The organism is Variovorax dokdonensis (assembly GCF_030316895.1).
GTDB lineage: Bacteria > Pseudomonadota > Gammaproteobacteria > Burkholderiales > Burkholderiaceae_C > Variovorax > Variovorax dokdonensis.
On the sequence record NZ_JASZYV010000001.1, the window covers coordinates 1224502 to 1239408 of the forward strand.

Consider the following 14907-nt stretch of genomic DNA (forward strand, 5'->3'; position numbering starts at 1 on the left):
CCGCGCGGGACTTGGCCTACGCGCCCGCCCGTGCCGTGCGAGCGAAAGCGGGTGACGCTCAGTCAGCGGGGAGCTTGAAGAGGCTGGTGGCCAGCAGGTCGAGGACCGTCAACTCGCGCTGGTTGACGAGGCGCCACTGCCAGCGAAGGATGCCGAGCGTCGGTCGCTTCTCCGAACGCCGCACTTCGATCACTTGCGCTGCCAGCCGCAGCGAATCGCCGGGGCGCACGGGGTTGGGCCACTTCACATAGTCCAGCCCCGGAGAGGCAAAGGACTCGGACCCTTCCAGCGCGGCCTGCGCAACGAGCCGCATGGCAATGCCGCAGGTGTGCCAACCGCTCGCGATCAGTCCGCCGAAGGGGCCTTCGGCTGCGGCCTGTGCATCGGTATGGAACCACTGCGGGTCATAGGCGCTGGCGAAGCGGACCAGCTCTTCCTCGGTGACGAGGTAAGGCCCGGCCTCGATCACCTGGCCCGCATGAAACTCGGCGAACTTCATGCGGCCTTTACGGAACGCGGGTCCATCGGCATCAGTAGGTTTCGAGGTGCAGACGGCCTTCGCGCTTGAGCGCGGCGCCCACCGTGTCCCACTCCAGGCCGGCTTCGGCCGCCACGTCGCGCAGCGCCAGCATCACGCCTTCTTCCATGCTCTTGAGGCCACAGACGTAGAAGTGCGTCTGGCCGTCCTTGAGCAGTTCCGCCAGGTCGGCAGCGCGTTCGCGCATGCGGTCCTGCACATAACGCTTGGGTTGATCGGGCGTGCGCGAGAAGGCGAAGTTGATGTCGATGAAGTCCTTGGGCAGCGACTGCAGCGGGCCGAAGTAGGGCAGTTCCTGCTGCGTGCGTGCGCCGAAGAACAGGAGCAGCTTGCCGCCCTCGAACTTGCCGCTCTTGCGCAGGCGGCGGCGCCATTCGGTCATGGCGCGCATGGGTGCGCTGCCGGTGCCGGTGCAGATCATGACGATGTGCGACTTGGGGTGGTTCGGCATCAGGAAGGTGCTGCCGAAGGGGCCGATCACCTGCACCGTGTCGCCCACCTTCAGGTCGCACACGTAGTTGGAAGCCACGCCGCGCGTGGGCCGACCCTGGTGGTCTTGCAGTACGCGCTTGACCGTCAGCGAGACGTTGTTGTAGCCCGGGCGTTCGCCGTTGCGCGGGCTGGCGATGGAGTACTGGCGCGCATGGTGCGGCTTGCCGTTGGCGTCGGTGCCCGGCGGGATGATGCCGATGGATTGGCCTTCGAGCACCGGGAACGGCATGGTGCCGAAGTCGAGCACGATGTGGTGTGTCTGGTTCTCGTAGCCGGCTTCGGTGCAGTTGAAGTTGCCCACCACCGTGGCCGTGGTCGGGCTCTTGGGCGGATAGAGGTTGGTGTATGCGTGCGCGGCCGACCAGGGCGGCGTGCTCGCGTTGTATTGGGCGGAATTGAAGGAGACGGTGCCGGGCTCGGCTTCGGCAACGGGCTCGGCCGTGGACGCCTGCGCCGCCGATTCGGCAACCTCGGCGTTCAGGCCCTCGGCCTCCAGTTGATCCGGCGTGAGTTCTGCTGGCAGCGATTCCCAGCCGAACTGCTCATCGATGGAATAGGCCTTGGCCACCGGCATCGTGCGCCAGTTGTCGATGGAGCCGGTCGGGCAGGGCGAGATGCAGGCCATGCAGCCATTGCACACATCGGCGCGCACCACGTAGTTGTTGTCGTCGTGCGTGATCGCACCCACGGGGCAGGTGGCTTCGCAGGTGTTGCAGCGGATGCAGATCTCCGGGTCGATCAGGTGCTGCTGAATGACGCCAGTCTTGGCTACGGCCATGTCCATCGTGAATCTCCTTGTGCCTCCCTTGTAACGCAATCAGCCGAAACGGATGTACTCGAAATCCACCGGCTGGCGATTGATGCCCATCACCGGCGGCGCGATCCAGTTGGCAAACTTGCCCGGTTCGACCACGCGGCCCATCAGGGACGCGACGAAGGCGAAGTCTTCGGGCGTGGGCAGCCATTCGGCCTTGCGAGCGTTCCATTCGCTCTCGCTCACCACCTTGCCATCGGGCGACATCTTGATGCCGGCCAGCGCGCCGATCTGGCGGTTGAAGGCCTTGTGCGGCACCACCAGACGCGTGGGGATGCCGGCCTTTTCAAGCACCTTGTTCCAGCGATTGACGCCGGCCACCGAGTCCTTGATGAAGTCGTCGCGCAGCACCTCGTTCAGTGCGTTGAGCATCGGCACTTCCTTCTCGACGAGCTGCCCGTTGTTCACTTCGAGCACCTTGTAGGTCTGGCCCTTGAGCACGTGGTCGTCCTCGCGCTTGCCCTCTTCGTAGCGGCCCTTGAGGCCTGAGCTGTAGAAGGTGGCAGCATTGCTCGACTGGTCGGCGCCGAAAAGGTCGATGGTCACCGAGTAGTGGAAGTTCAGGTAGCGCTGGATGGTGCCCAGGTCGATGCAGCCGGCCTCGCGGATCTTCTTCGGATCGTCGGTCTTGAGTTCGTTCATCACCTGCGCGGTGCGGGCCAGCACGCGCGAGACGCCCGATTCGCCCACGAACATGTGGTGCGCCTCTTCGGTCAGCATGAACTTGGTCGTGCGCGCCAACGGATCGAAGGCGGACTCGGCCAGTGCGGAAAGCTGGAACTTGCCGTCGCGGTCGGTGAAGTAGGTGAACATGAAGAAGGCCAGCCAGTCGGGGGTCTTCTCGTTGAATGCGCCCAGGATGCGCGGGTTGTCCTGATCGCCCGACTGGCGCTGCAGCAGCGCCTCGGCTTCTTCGCGGCCGTCGCGGCCGAAGTGCTTGTGCAGCAGATACACCATGGCCCACAGGTGGCGGCCTTCTTCCACGTTGATCTGGAAGAGGTTGCGCATGTCGTACATGCTGGGTGCCGTCAGGCCCAAGTGGCGCTGCTGCTCGACCGAAGCCGGCTCGGTGTCGCCCTGCGTGACGATGATGCGGCGCAGGTTGGCGCGGTGTTCGCCGGGCACGTCCTGCCAGGCCTTCTCGCCCTTGTGGTCGCCGAAGTGGATCTCGCGGTTGGCATCGCCCGGGTTCAGGAAGATGCCCCAGCGGTAGTCGCGCATCTTCACGTGGCCGAACTGGGCCCAGCCCTGCGGGTCGACGCTGACGGCGGTGCGCAGATAGACGTCGTAGTTGGTGGAGCCGTCCGGCCCCACGTCGTCCCACCAGTTGATGAAGTTCGGTTGCCAGCCTTCGAGCGCCCGCTGCAAGGTGCGGTCTTCGCCGAGGTTGACGTTGTTCGGGATCTTCTCGCTGTAGTTGATGCTGCTCATGGTGGGCCCTGCGTAGGTTGAAGATTGAATAAGAAGACTGGGGGTCAAACCCGATTCATGTCGAAGCCGGCCTTCTCGCCGGTGCCGTAGACCTTCAGTGCGCCTTTCGGGCCGACGGCGTTGGGCCGCTGGAAGATCCAGTTCTGCCAGGCCGTCAGCCGACCGAACACCCGGGTGACCATGTTCTCCTTGCCCGCGAAGCGCAGGTTCGCTTCAAGGCCGGTGAGCGAGTCGGGCGACATGGCGGCGCGCTCTTCGATGGCGATGCGGATCTCGTCGTCCCAGTCGATGTCGTCCGGTGCGGCGGTGACCAGGCCCAGCGCCAGTGCGGCGTCGCCGTCGAGCATCTGGCCGATGCTGGCGCGGGCGGCTTCGAGCGGCTCGCTTTCTTCATAGAAGCGGCGCGCCAGGCGGCTTTGGTCGGTCACCATCGGCAGCACGCCGAAGTTCATCTCGTTCAACGCGATGCGCGGGGCGCGATCGGGTTCGTCGGGCAGCACCAGCATGTAGGTGCGGTCGGCGGCAAAAGCCAGTTCGGCCAGCGTGCCGGCGAAGCATGAGCCCGGCTCGACGAGGGCGAACAGGCTGCGCGACGACACGTCCAGTCGCGCCAAGGTGCGGCGCAGCATTCCGATGGTCTCGCGCACCAGCCAGTGGTCTTGATGGGCAAGCACCGTGGCGTCGGACTGCAGCACGGCCTGGGCGTCGCCCTCGGTCTTAAGTAGCCAGGTGCCGATGTCCAACTCGTTGGTGCGCATCGACAGGATGGCGTCGTCCAACTGGCGCGCCATGGCCAGCGGCCACCACGAGGCGCCTGCTGCCTCGATGCCGGCGATGTCGGTCGGCTGCTTGCCCGCAGGAGCCTTGACCGTGAAGGTCGCGGTGCGGCGTGCGCGGTCGATCTGCACCGTGACGTATTCGTAGGCGATGCTGTCGGCGCTGTCCTGGCGCTCCAGGCGCGGCAGCTTGACGCCCTTGGCGTCGGCGGGGCGCTGGCTGTCGGCGGCCAGCTTGCTGGCGCGCTCCTGCACGGCGGCGGCGAACTGGGCAGGCTTGGCGACGGCGTCCACCAGGCGCCATTCCACGGCGCGCTGGCCGCGCACGCCTTCGACGCTGGTGCAGAAGATGTCGGCCAGGTCGTGGCGCACCTTGCGCTTGTCGGTCACGCGGGTCAGGCCGCCGGTGCCGGGCAGCACGCCCAGCAGCGGCACTTCGGGCAGGGAGACTGACGAAGAACGATCATCCACCAGCAGGATCTCGTCGCAGGCCAAGGCCAGTTCGTAGCCGCCACCGGCGCAGGCGCCGTTCACGGCCGCCAGGAACTTCAGTCCCGAATGGCGCGAGCTGTCTTCGATGCCGTTGCGCGTCTCGTTGGTGAACTTGCAGAAGTTGACCTTCCAGGCGTGGCTGGAGACGCCCAGCATGAAGATGTTGGCGCCCGAACAGAAGATGCGGTCCTTGCCGCTGGTGACGACGACGGTGCGCACCTGCGGATGCTCGAAGCGCACCCGGTTGAGCGCGTCGGCCAGTTCGATGTCCACACCCAGGTCGTAGCTGTTGAGCTTGAGCTTGTAGCCGGGGCGGATGCCGCCGTCTTCCGCGATGTCCAGCGACAGCCGGGCAGTGCTGCCGTCCACGTCCAGCTTCCAGTGGCGGTATTGCGAAGGCTCGATGCGGTAGTCGACTTTGGGCTGGGTCGTGGTCGTGGCGTCGGTCATGTCCGGAATCTCCGTGTGAGCAAAATAATGCAAGTTCTGCGGAACGTGATATGCATCATTATGCATGTTCTGATCCGCGTCAAGTCCTCTGGCGATTTCTTACATCTGCGGGGCAGGCCCGGCGCTGTCAGCCGTTGCGGTCGATCGATTCGCGGACGGTTTCTCGCAGCAGCGCGAATGCCGAGGCCAGGTCGCGTCCCGAGGTGTCGACCTTGAGGTCGGCCTTGGAATAGAAGGCGGCGCGGCCCTGCAGGATTCGCCGCAGGTCTTCCATGGCTTCCTTGCTCGCCGCCATCGGCCGCGTGTCGCCCTGTGCCGCCACGCGGCCCATGTGTTCCTCGGGGGCGGCCTGCAGCCAGACCGTGGTGCAGTGCGACAGCAGTTCGTTGAAGGTGGCCGGGTCGGAGACGATGCCGCCCGGCGTGGCGATGACGACCTCGCTGTAGATCTGCACCGTTTCTTCCAGCGCGCGGCGCTCGTAGCGGCGATAGGCGTTGGTGCCGTAGAGGTCGTGGATCTCGCGCACGCTGCAGCCGGCGAACTTCTCGATCTCGCGGCTCAGCTCGATGAAAGGCACGTCCAGGTCGTCGGCGAGCATCTGGCCGAGCGTCGACTTGCCCGCCCCGCGCAGCCCGACCAGCGCAATCCGCCGGCCACGTGACGCGTCGCGCGGGCCGTTGCCCAAGAGCTCGCCGATGGCCAGCCGCACACGGCGCAGGTCCGCTTCGCTGCGGCCCTGCAGCAGCTCGCGGATCAGCAGCCATTCCGGCGACGCGGTGGTCACGTCGCCCACGAGCTCGGCGACCGGGCACTGCAGCGCGCCGGCCACCTGCTGCAACACCAGGATCGAGGCGTTTCCGGTGCCGTATTCCAGGTTGGCAAGGTGGCGCTCGGAGACATCGGCGGCCTGTGCCACCGCCTTGCGCGTCAAGCCCCGGCGAGCGCGCAGGTTGCGCACGCGTTCGCCCAATGCGGCGAGCAGCGGGTTCTTGGCGTCGTCGCCCGCAGGGGCGTCGGCGCCCTGGGTGGAAAGCAGAAGGGCCTCGTCGGTTCGTTCGTTCATGGGGCCTCGTCGGTCTGGCCTTGGGGAGAACCCGGCGGCGCCGGGTCGGGGTTAACACCGATCATGCACTATATTGCTTGACACAGGTTTGATCGGTGTTTAACGTTTCACCGCAAGCAAGATACTGCACGCCGCTCGAAGCCGCAAGCCAAGCGGCGTTTCCATCGACCAAAGCCGCCCCACGATGACCAAGCAAGCCTTCCACGACCGCATAGCCGCGCTGACCGCGCAGCTCGCCGGCCGACCGCTCGACGCCGAACTCGACCGCTGGCTCAACGCCTCGCACGGCCCCGGCAGTGCCGTCTACGAGGGCATCAAGGCCGATTGCCTGGCCGGCGTGGCGGAAGGCTGGGCCTGCGAGCGCGAGGGCGGCGGCATTCGTTATGGCCGCGTCTTCAAGGCGGACGATGCGCTGCATCGCTTCTCGGTGGACGTGGTGGACATGCAGGACATCGCCGGCCCGCACCACGTTCATCCGCAAGGCGAGATCGACCTGATCATGCCGCTCGAAGGCGACGCGCAGTTCGACAGCCGCCCGGCTGGCTGGTGCGTGTACGGCCCGGGCACCGCGCACCGCCCGACGGTGTCGCGCGGCAGGGCGCTGGTGCTCTATCTGCTGCCCGAAGGAAAGATCGAATTCACCAAGGGAGCCAGCCAATGAGCCTGCCTGACCGCTTCAATTTCGCCGAGCACCTGTTCTCGCTCAATCGCGGCCGCGCCGCCAAGACGGCCTACCTGGACGATCGCGGTCCGCTTTCCTATGGCGAACTCGAAGCCCGCGCCCGCCGGCTTGGCGCCGCGTTGCTGGCCTCGGGCGTCAAGCCCGGCGAGCGCGCGCTGCTGCTCATGCTCGACGGCAACGACTGGCCGGTGTGCTTCCTGGGCAGCCTCTACGCAGGCGTGATTCCGGTGGCGGTCAACACTTTGCTGACGGCACAGGACTACGCCTACATGCTCGAACACAGCGAGGCGACGACGGCGATGGTGTCGGGCGCCTTGTTGCCTGTGCTGCAGGACGCCATGGAAAAGGCGCCGGGGCAACGCGTGCGCAGCCTGTTCGTGTCGCAGCCGCAAGGCGCCTTGCCGCAGGGCGCGCAGGACATCGAGGCCGCCATCGGCGCGCAGGCGCCGCTCGCGCAGCCGGCGGACACCGGCCCCAAGGACCACGCCTTCTGGCTCTACTCGTCAGGCTCCACCGGCAAGCCCAAGGGCACCGTCCACTCGCATGGCAATCCCTGGTGGACGGCTGAACTGTTCGGCACGCCGGTGCTGGGGCTCACGGAAGACGACGTCTGCTTCTCCGCGGCCAAGCTCTACTTCGCCTATGGCCTGGGCAACGCGCTGACCTTCCCGCTGACCGTTGGCGCGACCGTGGTCCTGATGGCGGAACGCCCGACGCCCGACGCCGTCTTCAAACGCTGGACCGGCGCGACGCGGCCGACGGTGTTCTTCGGCGCGCCAACGGGTTTTGCCGGCATGCTGGCCTCGCCGCAACTGCCGGCGCGCGATGCCGTTTCGCTTCGCATGTGCTCATCGGCCGGCGAAGCGCTGCCGGCGGAGATCGCGCAGCGCTTCAAGCAGCACTTTGGGTGCGACATCATCGACGGCATCGGTTCCACCGAGATGCTGCACATCTTCATCTCGAACCGCCCGGCGGACATCCGCTATGGCACCACCGGCAAGCCGGTGCCGGGCTACGAGATCGAACTGCGCGGCGAAGATGGACGGACCGTGGCACCGGGCGAAGTGGGCGACCTGTACATCAAGGGCCCGAGCGCCGCGCTGATGTACTGGGCCAATCCGGAGAAGACGGCCGAGACCTTCCGGGATGGATGGACCAAGAGCGGCGACAAGTACAGCCACGACGCCGACGGCTACTACACCTATGCCGGCCGCAGCGACGACATGCTCAAGGTCAGCGGCATCTATGTGTCGCCCTTCGAGGTCGAAGCCACGCTCATGCAGCATCCGGCCGTGCTGGAGGCCGCTGTGATCGGCACGCCCGACGCCGAGGGCCTGACCAAGACCAAGGCTTTCGTGGTCCGCAAGAACGGGCAAGCGGTGGATGCAGACACGCTCAAGGCCTTCGTGAAGGAACGGCTGGCGCCCTACAAATACCCGCGCTTCATCGAGTTCGTGGACGAGCTGCCCAAGACCGCCACCGGCAAGATCCAGCGGTTCCGCCTGCGCGAGCGCGAGCAGCAGGGGGCTTGATCCTTGACCGAATTCGCGGACATCGAATGGCGCGGCCGACCGGTGCGCATCGAGTACGAGTGCATCGCGCCCGAGCGCACTTCAGCGCCGCTGCTCGTCTTCTTGCATGAAGGCCTCGGCTCGGTCGCGATGTGGAAGGACTTTCCGCAGCGCCTTTGCGATGCCGGAGGCTTTCGGGGCCTGGTGTTCTCGCGCCCGGCCTATGGGCGCTCGTCGCCGCGTCCCGAGGACGAGCGCTGGGGCGTGGACTTCATGCACCGCCAGGCGCATGAAGTGCTGCCGGCGTTTTTCGAAGCGGTCGGCGTGGAGCAGGGCGCCGATGCACCCTGGCTGGTGGGGCACAGCGATGGTGGCTCCATCTCGCTGTTGTATGCGTCCCGGTTTCCGGAGCGGGTGGCGGGCCTGGTGCTGATGGCGCCGCATGTTTTCGTGGAAGACGTGACCATCCGAGGCATCGAGCAGGCGCGCGAGGCCTATCTCGCCACCGACATGCCGCAGCGCCTGAGCCGCTATCACGACAACGTCGATTCCGCGTTCTGGGGCTGGAACCGCATCTGGCTCGATCCGGCATTTCGCGCCTGGAACATCGAGTCCGAGCTGCCGTCCGTGCGCTGCCCGGTGCTGGCCATCCAGGGCGTCGGCGACGAATACGGCACGCTGGCCCAGATCCGCGCCATCGCCTCGGGCGCGGTTCGTGCAAAGACAGTGCAGCTGGCGGAGCTTCCGGAATGCGGGCATTCCCCGCATCGGGATCAGCCGGAAACGGTAATAGTTACAACCTTTTCGTTTGTCCAACATTGGAGTTCGCAATGAGCCTTTCCTTCCCACGTGCAGCCCTGTCTTGCCTGGCGCTGGCCAGCCTCGCATCCTTCGCGCACGCGCAGCAACCCGCGCTCAAGGTCGGCCTCATGCTGCCGTACAGCGGCACCTACTCCGCACTGGGCGTGGCCATCGAGAACGGCTTCAAGCTGCGTGTGCAGGAACTCGGCGGCAAGCTCGGCGGCCGCGACATCGAATACGTGAAGGTCGATGACGAGTCCGACCCGGCCAAGGCCACCGACAACGTCAACAAGCTCATCAAGCGCGACAACGTCGATGTGATCATCGGCACCGTCCACTCCGGCGTGGCGATGGCGATGGCCAAGGCCGCCAAGGAAAGCGGCACCGTGCTGATCATTCCCAACGCGGGCGCCGATGCCGTCACCGGCCCGATGTGCGCGCAGAACATCTTCCGCAGCTCGTTCAGCAACTGGCAGCCGGCCTATGCCATGGGCATGGTGGCCGCCAAGGAAGGCAAGAAGACGGCCATGACCATCACCTGGAAGTACGCGGCCGGCGACGAGTCGGTGGCGGGCTTCAAGGAAGGCTTCGAGAAGGGCGGCGGCAAGGTGGTCAAGAACCTGACGGTGCCGTTCCCGAACGTGGAGTTCCAGGCCCTGCTGACCGAGATTGCGGCGGCCAAGCCCGATGCGGTGTATTCGTTCTTCGCCGGTGGCGGCGCGGTCAAGTTCGTCAAGGACTACGCGGCGGCGGGCCTGAACAAGAACATCCCGCTGTACGGCCCCGGCTTCCTGACCGATGGCACCTTGCAGGCGCAGGGTGATTCGGCGCAGGGCATGCTCACCACGCTGCACTATGCAGACGGCCTGAACACGCCGCGCGACAACGCGTTCCGCACGGCCTACGCCACGCAGTACAAGCTGCAGCCGGACGTCTATGCCGTGCAGGGTTACGACGCCGCGCAGATGCTGGCCACCGGCATGACGGCGGTGAAGGGCGACATCGGCAAGAAGGCCGAATTCGCTGGTGCCATCGAGAAGGCGAAGATCGATAGCCCGCGCGGTGCCTTCACCGTGAGCAAGGCGCACAACCCGGTGCAAGACTTCTACCTGCGCAAGGTCGACGGCATGGAGAACAAGGTGGTGGGTGTCGCGGTCAAGGGGCTGGCCGATCCTGCCCGTGGATGCAGGATGTAGTTGCCCGCCCCCAGTCTTCGCGCACTTCGTGTCGCTACGCCAACCCCCTGACGGGGGCAACACCTGCGGACCGGCCAAGCCGGTTGCGCGGTGTTCGCGAAGGGCTGGGCCCGGCGGGCCAGCCCGGGGCGCGCTGTTGGTTTAATGCGGTGCGGTTCTTGCTCCGCGAATTCTTTGTACTGAAGGCCCCACACGGTGGATCTTGCGACTTTTCTTGTTCAGTGCCTGAACGCCGTGCAGTACGGCTTGCTGCTGTTCCTCGTGGCGTCGGGGCTGACGCTGATCTTCGGGATCATGGGCGTGATCAATCTCGCCCACGGCAGCTTCTACATGATCGGGGCGTACCTGGCGTTCTCGCTGGCGCCGCTGTTCGGCGACCGCTTCATCGTCATGCTGCTGGCGGGGCTGGTGCTCACGGCCTTGCTGGGCTACGTGCTCGAGTGGGCGTTCTTCAGCTATCTCTACCAGCGTGACCACCTGCAGCAGGTGCTCATGACCTACGGGCTCATCCTCGTGTTCGAGGAACTGCGCTCGATCCTGGTCGGCAACGACGTCCACGGCGTGCCGCTGCCGCCCTGGCTGAGCGGCAGCTTCGCGCTGGGCGATCTGATGAGCTATCCGTGGTATCGCATCTTCGCGTCGGTCGCGTGCATCGTGGTGGCCATCGGCCTGTACTACGTCGTCAATCGAACGCGCCTCGGCATGATGATCCGCGCAGGCGCGAGCAACCGAGACATGGTGCGCGGCCTGGGCATCGACATCCGGCGGCTGTATCGCATCGTGTTCGCGGCGGGCGTGGCACTGGCCGCGCTGGCCGGCATGATCGCCGCGCCGATGAGCTCGGTCTATCCCAACATGGGCGCGAGCGTGCTCATCATCTGCTTCGTGGTGGTGGTGATTGGCGGCATCGGCTCCATCACCGGCGCGCTGCTCGCCGCACTGCTGGTGGGCTTCGTCGATACCTTCGGCAAGGTGTTCTTCGCCGAGCTGAGCGGCGTGGGCATCTACGTGCTGATGGCCATCATCCTGATCTGGCGCCCCGAAGGCATCATGGGCAAGAAGGCGTGATCGAAAAGAAGAACAACCCCATGAAACGCCTCTCGACTTTCCTGCCGCTGGCCTGCGCGATCTTGCTGGCCGTTGCCGGCCCCGAACTGAGCCCCTATGCGTCGGACTTCGTGGTCAAGGTGATGATCCTGTCGATCTTCGCGCTGAGCCTCGAACTGCTGGTGGGCATGACCGGGCTGGTGAGCCTGGGCCATGCCGCCTTCTACGGCATCGGCGCCTACACCACGGTGCTCGCTTCGGGCAACGAGGGCGGATCGATCGCCACGCTGCTGCCCCTGGCCATGCTCTGCGCAGGCGGCTATGCGCTGGTGGTCGGCGCCCTCAGCCTTCGCACGCGTGGCGTGTACTTCATCATGGTCACGCTCGCCTTCGCGCAGATGGCCTTCTTCGTCTTCCACGACACCGACTTCGGCGGCGGCAGCGACGGCATCTACCTCTACATCCGGCCGGTGCTCGGCGCGCTGGACATGGAAAACCGCCTGACCACCTTCTACGTCGTGTTGGCGTCGCTGGTGTTCACGTACGCGCTTCTGGCGCTGATCGGGAGGTCACGCTTCGGCGCGGCGCTGGCGGGCATCCGCGTGAACGAGCAGCGCATGAAGGCGGCGGGCTTTCCGGTCTACGGCTACAAGCTCGCGGCTTTCGTCATTGCCGGCGCGCTGGCCGGGCTGGCGGGCTTTCTGCTGGCATCGCGCGACGGCGTGGTCAATCCGGAGTTGCTGTCGTGGCACAACTCCGGCGACGTGCTGCTCATGATCATCCTTGGCGGACTGGGGCATCTGCGTGGCGCGGTGATCGGCGCCGTGGTCTTCACGGTGCTCAAGGAAGTGCTGTCCACGCAAGCCTTCGTCGGACCGCTGGCCGACCATTGGCAACTGACGCTGGGCATCGCCATCATCGCCTTCGTGGCGCTTCTGCCCAAGGGCCTGATCGGACTGGCGCAGCGCATTTCACCGCGTGCCACGGCATGAACCGGCCACAAGAACAAAGCGCCATGAACGCACTGCTTTCCGTCTCGACACTCACGCGCCGCTTCGGCGGCCTGGTGGCCGTGAGCGACGTCACCCTCGACCTGCACCGCGGCGAGGTGCATGCCGTCATCGGCACCAACGGTGCCGGCAAGTCGACGCTGATCAACATGCTCTCGGGCGAGATTGCCGCGTCGGCCGGTCAGATCAAGCTCGACGGGCGCGACATCACGCGCCGTTCCCAGGCCATGCGCGCGCGTTCGGGCGTGGGCCGCAGCTACCAGCGCACCACCATCTTTCCGGAGTTCACGGTGCACGAGAACTGCCGCCTTGCCGCCCAGGCCGCGACGCCCCGGCCGTGGGCCATCTGGCAGAACGCGGGCGCCTGCAGCGCCAGCAATGCCGCCGCCGGCGAGGCGCTGGCGGCCGCCGGCCTTGCCGATGTCGCGCACCGCGTGGCCGGCACGCTGAGCCACGGTGCCAAGCGCCAGCTCGAAGTGGCCATGTGCCTGGCCACCAAGCCGCGCGTCCTGCTGCTGGACGAACCGCTGGCGGGCATGGGCGCGGAAGAAACCGACCGCATGCTGGCGCTGCTCGAGAAGCTCAAGGCCGAGCACGCCATCCTGCTGGTGGAGCACGACATGGATGCGGTGTTCCGCATCGCCGACCGCATCACGGTGATGGTCAACGGCGCGGTCATCGCCAGCGGCGATCCGGCATCGATCCGCGAGAACGCGCAGGTGCGCACCGCCTACCTCGGGGAGGACCACTGATGCTCAGCGTCGAAGGCCTCAACACCTACTACGGCGACAGCCACATCCTTCGCGGCGTGGATGTCCAGTTGCCGGCTGCCACATCCGTTGGGCTGCTCGGTCGCAACGGCATGGGCAAGACCACGCTGATCCGCAGCCTGATGGGCTATGTGCGTCCCGCTTCGGGCCGCGTGCAGGCCGAGGGCCGCGACGTGACCGGCTGGACGCCCGAAAAAATGGCGCGACTGGGCATCGGCTACGTGCCCGAAGGCCGCGGCATCTTCCCCAATCTGTCGGTGCGCGAGAACCTCGTGATGAGCGCGCGCCCTGGCCCGGACGGCCAGCGGGCCTGGACCTTCGAGCGCGTGATGAGCACCTTCCCGCGCTTGGCCGAACGCCTGTCGCACGGCGGCCAGCAACTGTCGGGCGGTGAGCAGCAGATGCTCTCGATCGGCCGAGCGCTCATGACCAATCCGCGCCTGTTGATCCTCGACGAAGCCACCGAGGGCCTGGCGCCGCTGGTGGTGGCGGAGATCTGGCGCGTGATCGGCGAGATCCGAGCGACCGGCATCTCGACGCTCATCGTCGATCGGGACTGGCGCAAGGTGCTCGGCCATACCGACCAGGCGGTGGTGATGGAAAAGGGCCTCATCGTGCTGAAGGGCCAATCTTCGGCACTGCTGGCCGAGCCGGCTCAGGTGTCCGAACTATTGGGCGTCTGAGATTCAGCCCGAACAGCGGCCGCAGCCAGCGTGTGCGGCGGATCGCGAAGTCGGTCAGAAGCCAGCACCCCAGGAGCGTTCCGCCCAGCAGCAGGGTGGCTTCCGCGCCGGCTGAAAGCCGCATGGGCGCAAGCCCGTAGGCCAGCACGACGATGAGCGTCTGGTGCAGCATGTACCAGGGGTAGACCGACTCCGAGGCCCAGGGGAGCCAGCGCCACGGCCGGTTCAGCCAACGGTGCCCGAATCCCAGAATGGCGACCAGTGCGAACCAGGCGTAGCCCGCGCGCAGCACTTGCCGCCAGGGTGCCCACCCAGCCGATGCCGCTGCGCGCGTGACGAGATAGATGGCAAGGCTGGCCAGCGCGAGCCCGAGGGCCCATCGGCGAAGGCGCATCAGTTCGTTCCACGCGCCGGCATCGGTGCCCAGCACAAAGCCATAGGCGAAGACGGTGAAATAGAGCGGATGCAGATGGCCGTCGTGCAGCAGGTCGTGCGTGGCCGGAAAGCGCTCCGCCAGCAGCACGCCATAAAGCGCCAACGGCAGGGCCGGCAGCAGCAGCATCGCGGGGCCGCGCAGGCTGCAAAAGGCGGCGCGCAGGCGTTGCCCGGCCGCAAGCCGCCATAGCGGGAGCAACAGACACATGAGCGCCGTGTAGACGAAAAGGTAGGGCAGGTACCAGAGGTGGTTCCAGGTGACGCCGAAGTCCGCGCCGGCGAACGCGTCCTCGGGCCAGGGGCCCATCTGCCAGTAGCGAAGTACGAAGTCGACGATGCCTGGCGCGACGGCGCCCTTGTCCACCGCTTCCGCATAGGCCTGCCAGACCACGACGAACCACATCCCGAACACCAGCGGCACCAGGAGTCGAATCGCACGCCGGCGCAGCAATTGCAGCGGCGCAGCCTGGCGGGCCAGCATGGCGAAGGCCACGCCGGACAGCAGAAACACGAGATCCATCCGCCAGACGTTGATCGCCACCATGGGCCATTGGAGCCAGGTCGCGGCATGGGCGCTCTTGAGGTGCCACGGCCAATCGGCCACGTAGTACATGCCGACGTGGTAGACGATCAGCAGCAGGAAGGCGAGGGCTCGCAGGGCGTCGATGTCGTGGCGGCGGTACGGGGTGGTCATGGCGCTGGGAGACAGGATGGCG

General features: G+C 66.4%; 14 protein-coding genes. 8 read left to right on the top strand and 6 right to left on the bottom strand.

What is annotated here, in order from left to right:
- Positions 1-58: 58 nt before the first annotated feature.
- The 5 genes from QTH91_RS05655 to QTH91_RS05675 all read right to left on the bottom strand — a co-directional run bounded on the left by QTH91_RS05655 (position 59) and on the right by QTH91_RS05675 (position 6056).
- Positions 59-499 carry a MaoC family dehydratase gene (locus tag QTH91_RS05655; RefSeq protein WP_286659026.1) on the bottom strand — a complete coding sequence of 147 codons (441 nt, stop codon included), beginning with the start codon at positions 497-499 and terminating at the stop codon, positions 59-61.
- 31 nt (positions 500-530) lie between these two features.
- Positions 531-1814 (bottom strand): benzoyl-CoA 2,3-epoxidase subunit BoxA, encoded by a 1284-nt coding sequence (gene boxA, locus QTH91_RS05660; RefSeq protein WP_286659027.1) that lies wholly within the window; start codon positions 1812-1814, stop codon positions 531-533.
- Between the two features lie 33 nt (positions 1815-1847).
- Positions 1848-3275, bottom strand: a complete 1428-nt coding sequence (gene boxB, locus QTH91_RS05665) for a benzoyl-CoA 2,3-epoxidase subunit BoxB (protein WP_286659028.1) — start codon at positions 3273-3275, stop codon at positions 1848-1850.
- Positions 3276-3319: 44 nt separating this feature from the next.
- Entirely contained in the window at positions 3320-4993 is a 1674-nt protein-coding gene (gene boxC, locus QTH91_RS05670) for a 2,3-epoxybenzoyl-CoA dihydrolase (protein WP_286659029.1), read from the bottom strand.
- A gap of 127 nt (positions 4994-5120) precedes the next feature.
- Complete coding sequence (locus tag QTH91_RS05675) at positions 5121-6056, bottom strand: helix-turn-helix transcriptional regulator (RefSeq protein ID WP_286659030.1); 936 nt, start codon at positions 6054-6056, stop codon at positions 5121-5123.
- A gap of 184 nt (positions 6057-6240) precedes the next feature.
- Here QTH91_RS05675 and QTH91_RS05680 point away from each other — a divergent pair, with 184 nt between their 5' ends.
- The 8 genes from QTH91_RS05680 to QTH91_RS05715 all read left to right on the top strand — a co-directional run bounded on the left by QTH91_RS05680 (position 6241) and on the right by QTH91_RS05715 (position 13756).
- A complete protein-coding gene (locus QTH91_RS05680) occupies positions 6241-6717 on the top strand; it encodes a DUF4863 family protein (RefSeq protein WP_286659031.1) in 477 nt (158 codons plus the stop codon).
- A complete protein-coding gene (locus tag QTH91_RS05685; protein WP_286659032.1) occupies positions 6714-8270 on the top strand; it encodes a benzoate-CoA ligase family protein in 1557 nt (518 codons plus the stop codon). The genes QTH91_RS05680 and QTH91_RS05685 overlap by 4 nt, the downstream gene beginning before the upstream one ends.
- Before the next feature lie 3 nt (positions 8271-8273).
- A complete protein-coding gene (locus tag QTH91_RS05690) occupies positions 8274-9083 on the top strand; it encodes an alpha/beta fold hydrolase (protein ID WP_286659033.1) in 810 nt (269 codons plus the stop codon).
- Positions 9080-10246, top strand: coding sequence for an ABC transporter substrate-binding protein (locus QTH91_RS05695; RefSeq protein WP_286659034.1), 1167 nt, complete (start codon positions 9080-9082; stop codon positions 10244-10246). The genes QTH91_RS05690 and QTH91_RS05695 overlap by 4 nt, the downstream gene beginning before the upstream one ends.
- Positions 10247-10441: 195 nt before the next feature.
- Positions 10442-11314 carry a branched-chain amino acid ABC transporter permease gene (locus QTH91_RS05700; protein ID WP_286659035.1) on the top strand — a complete coding sequence of 291 codons (873 nt, stop codon included), beginning with the start codon at positions 10442-10444 and terminating at the stop codon, positions 11312-11314.
- A 20-nt stretch (positions 11315-11334) separates the two neighbouring features.
- Complete coding sequence (locus QTH91_RS05705) at positions 11335-12285, top strand: branched-chain amino acid ABC transporter permease (protein WP_286659036.1); 951 nt, start codon at positions 11335-11337, stop codon at positions 12283-12285.
- Between the two features lie 23 nt (positions 12286-12308).
- Positions 12309-13055 carry an ABC transporter ATP-binding protein gene (locus QTH91_RS05710; protein WP_286659037.1) on the top strand — a complete coding sequence of 249 codons (747 nt, stop codon included), beginning with the start codon at positions 12309-12311 and terminating at the stop codon, positions 13053-13055.
- Positions 13055-13756 (top strand): ABC transporter ATP-binding protein, encoded by a 702-nt coding sequence (locus QTH91_RS05715; protein WP_286659038.1) that lies wholly within the window; start codon positions 13055-13057, stop codon positions 13754-13756. Before QTH91_RS05710 ends, QTH91_RS05715 begins: the two co-directional genes overlap by 1 nt.
- Here the strand turns inward: QTH91_RS05715 and QTH91_RS05720 are convergent.
- Positions 13683-14885 (bottom strand): acyltransferase family protein, encoded by a 1203-nt coding sequence (locus QTH91_RS05720; RefSeq protein WP_286659039.1) that lies wholly within the window; start codon positions 14883-14885, stop codon positions 13683-13685. The two genes, QTH91_RS05715 and QTH91_RS05720, sit on opposite strands and share 74 nt — an antisense overlap.
- Between the last annotated feature and the right edge of the window lie 22 nt (positions 14886-14907).

Bases quoted from the DNA above. Each gene is read 5' to 3' on its own strand.
- QTH91_RS05675 (WP_286659030.1), bottom strand. From the start codon at position 6,056: ATGAACGAACGAACCGACGAGGCCCTTCTGCTTTCCACCCAGGGCGCC.
- QTH91_RS05685 (WP_286659032.1), top strand. From the start codon at position 6,714: ATGAGCCTGCCTGACCGCTTCAATTTCGCCGAGCACCTGTTCTCGCTC.
- QTH91_RS05655 (WP_286659026.1), bottom strand. From the start codon at position 499: ATGAAGTTCGCCGAGTTTCATGCGGGCCAGGTGATCGAGGCCGGGCCT.
- boxA (WP_286659027.1), bottom strand. From the start codon at position 1,814: ATGGACATGGCCGTAGCCAAGACTGGCGTCATTCAGCAGCACCTGATC.
- QTH91_RS05695 (WP_286659034.1), top strand. From the start codon at position 9,080: ATGAGCCTTTCCTTCCCACGTGCAGCCCTGTCTTGCCTGGCGCTGGCC.
- QTH91_RS05720 (WP_286659039.1), bottom strand. From the start codon at position 14,885: ATGACCACCCCGTACCGCCGCCACGACATCGACGCCCTGCGAGCCCTC.
- QTH91_RS05715 (WP_286659038.1), top strand. From the start codon at position 13,055: ATGCTCAGCGTCGAAGGCCTCAACACCTACTACGGCGACAGCCACATC.
- boxB (WP_286659028.1), bottom strand. From the start codon at position 3,275: ATGAGCAGCATCAACTACAGCGAGAAGATCCCGAACAACGTCAACCTC.
- QTH91_RS05710 (WP_286659037.1), top strand. From the start codon at position 12,309: ATGAACGCACTGCTTTCCGTCTCGACACTCACGCGCCGCTTCGGCGGC.
- QTH91_RS05705 (WP_286659036.1), top strand. From the start codon at position 11,335: ATGAAACGCCTCTCGACTTTCCTGCCGCTGGCCTGCGCGATCTTGCTG.
- boxC (WP_286659029.1), bottom strand. From the start codon at position 4,993: ATGACCGACGCCACGACCACGACCCAGCCCAAAGTCGACTACCGCATC.
- QTH91_RS05680 (WP_286659031.1), top strand. From the start codon at position 6,241: ATGACCAAGCAAGCCTTCCACGACCGCATAGCCGCGCTGACCGCGCAG.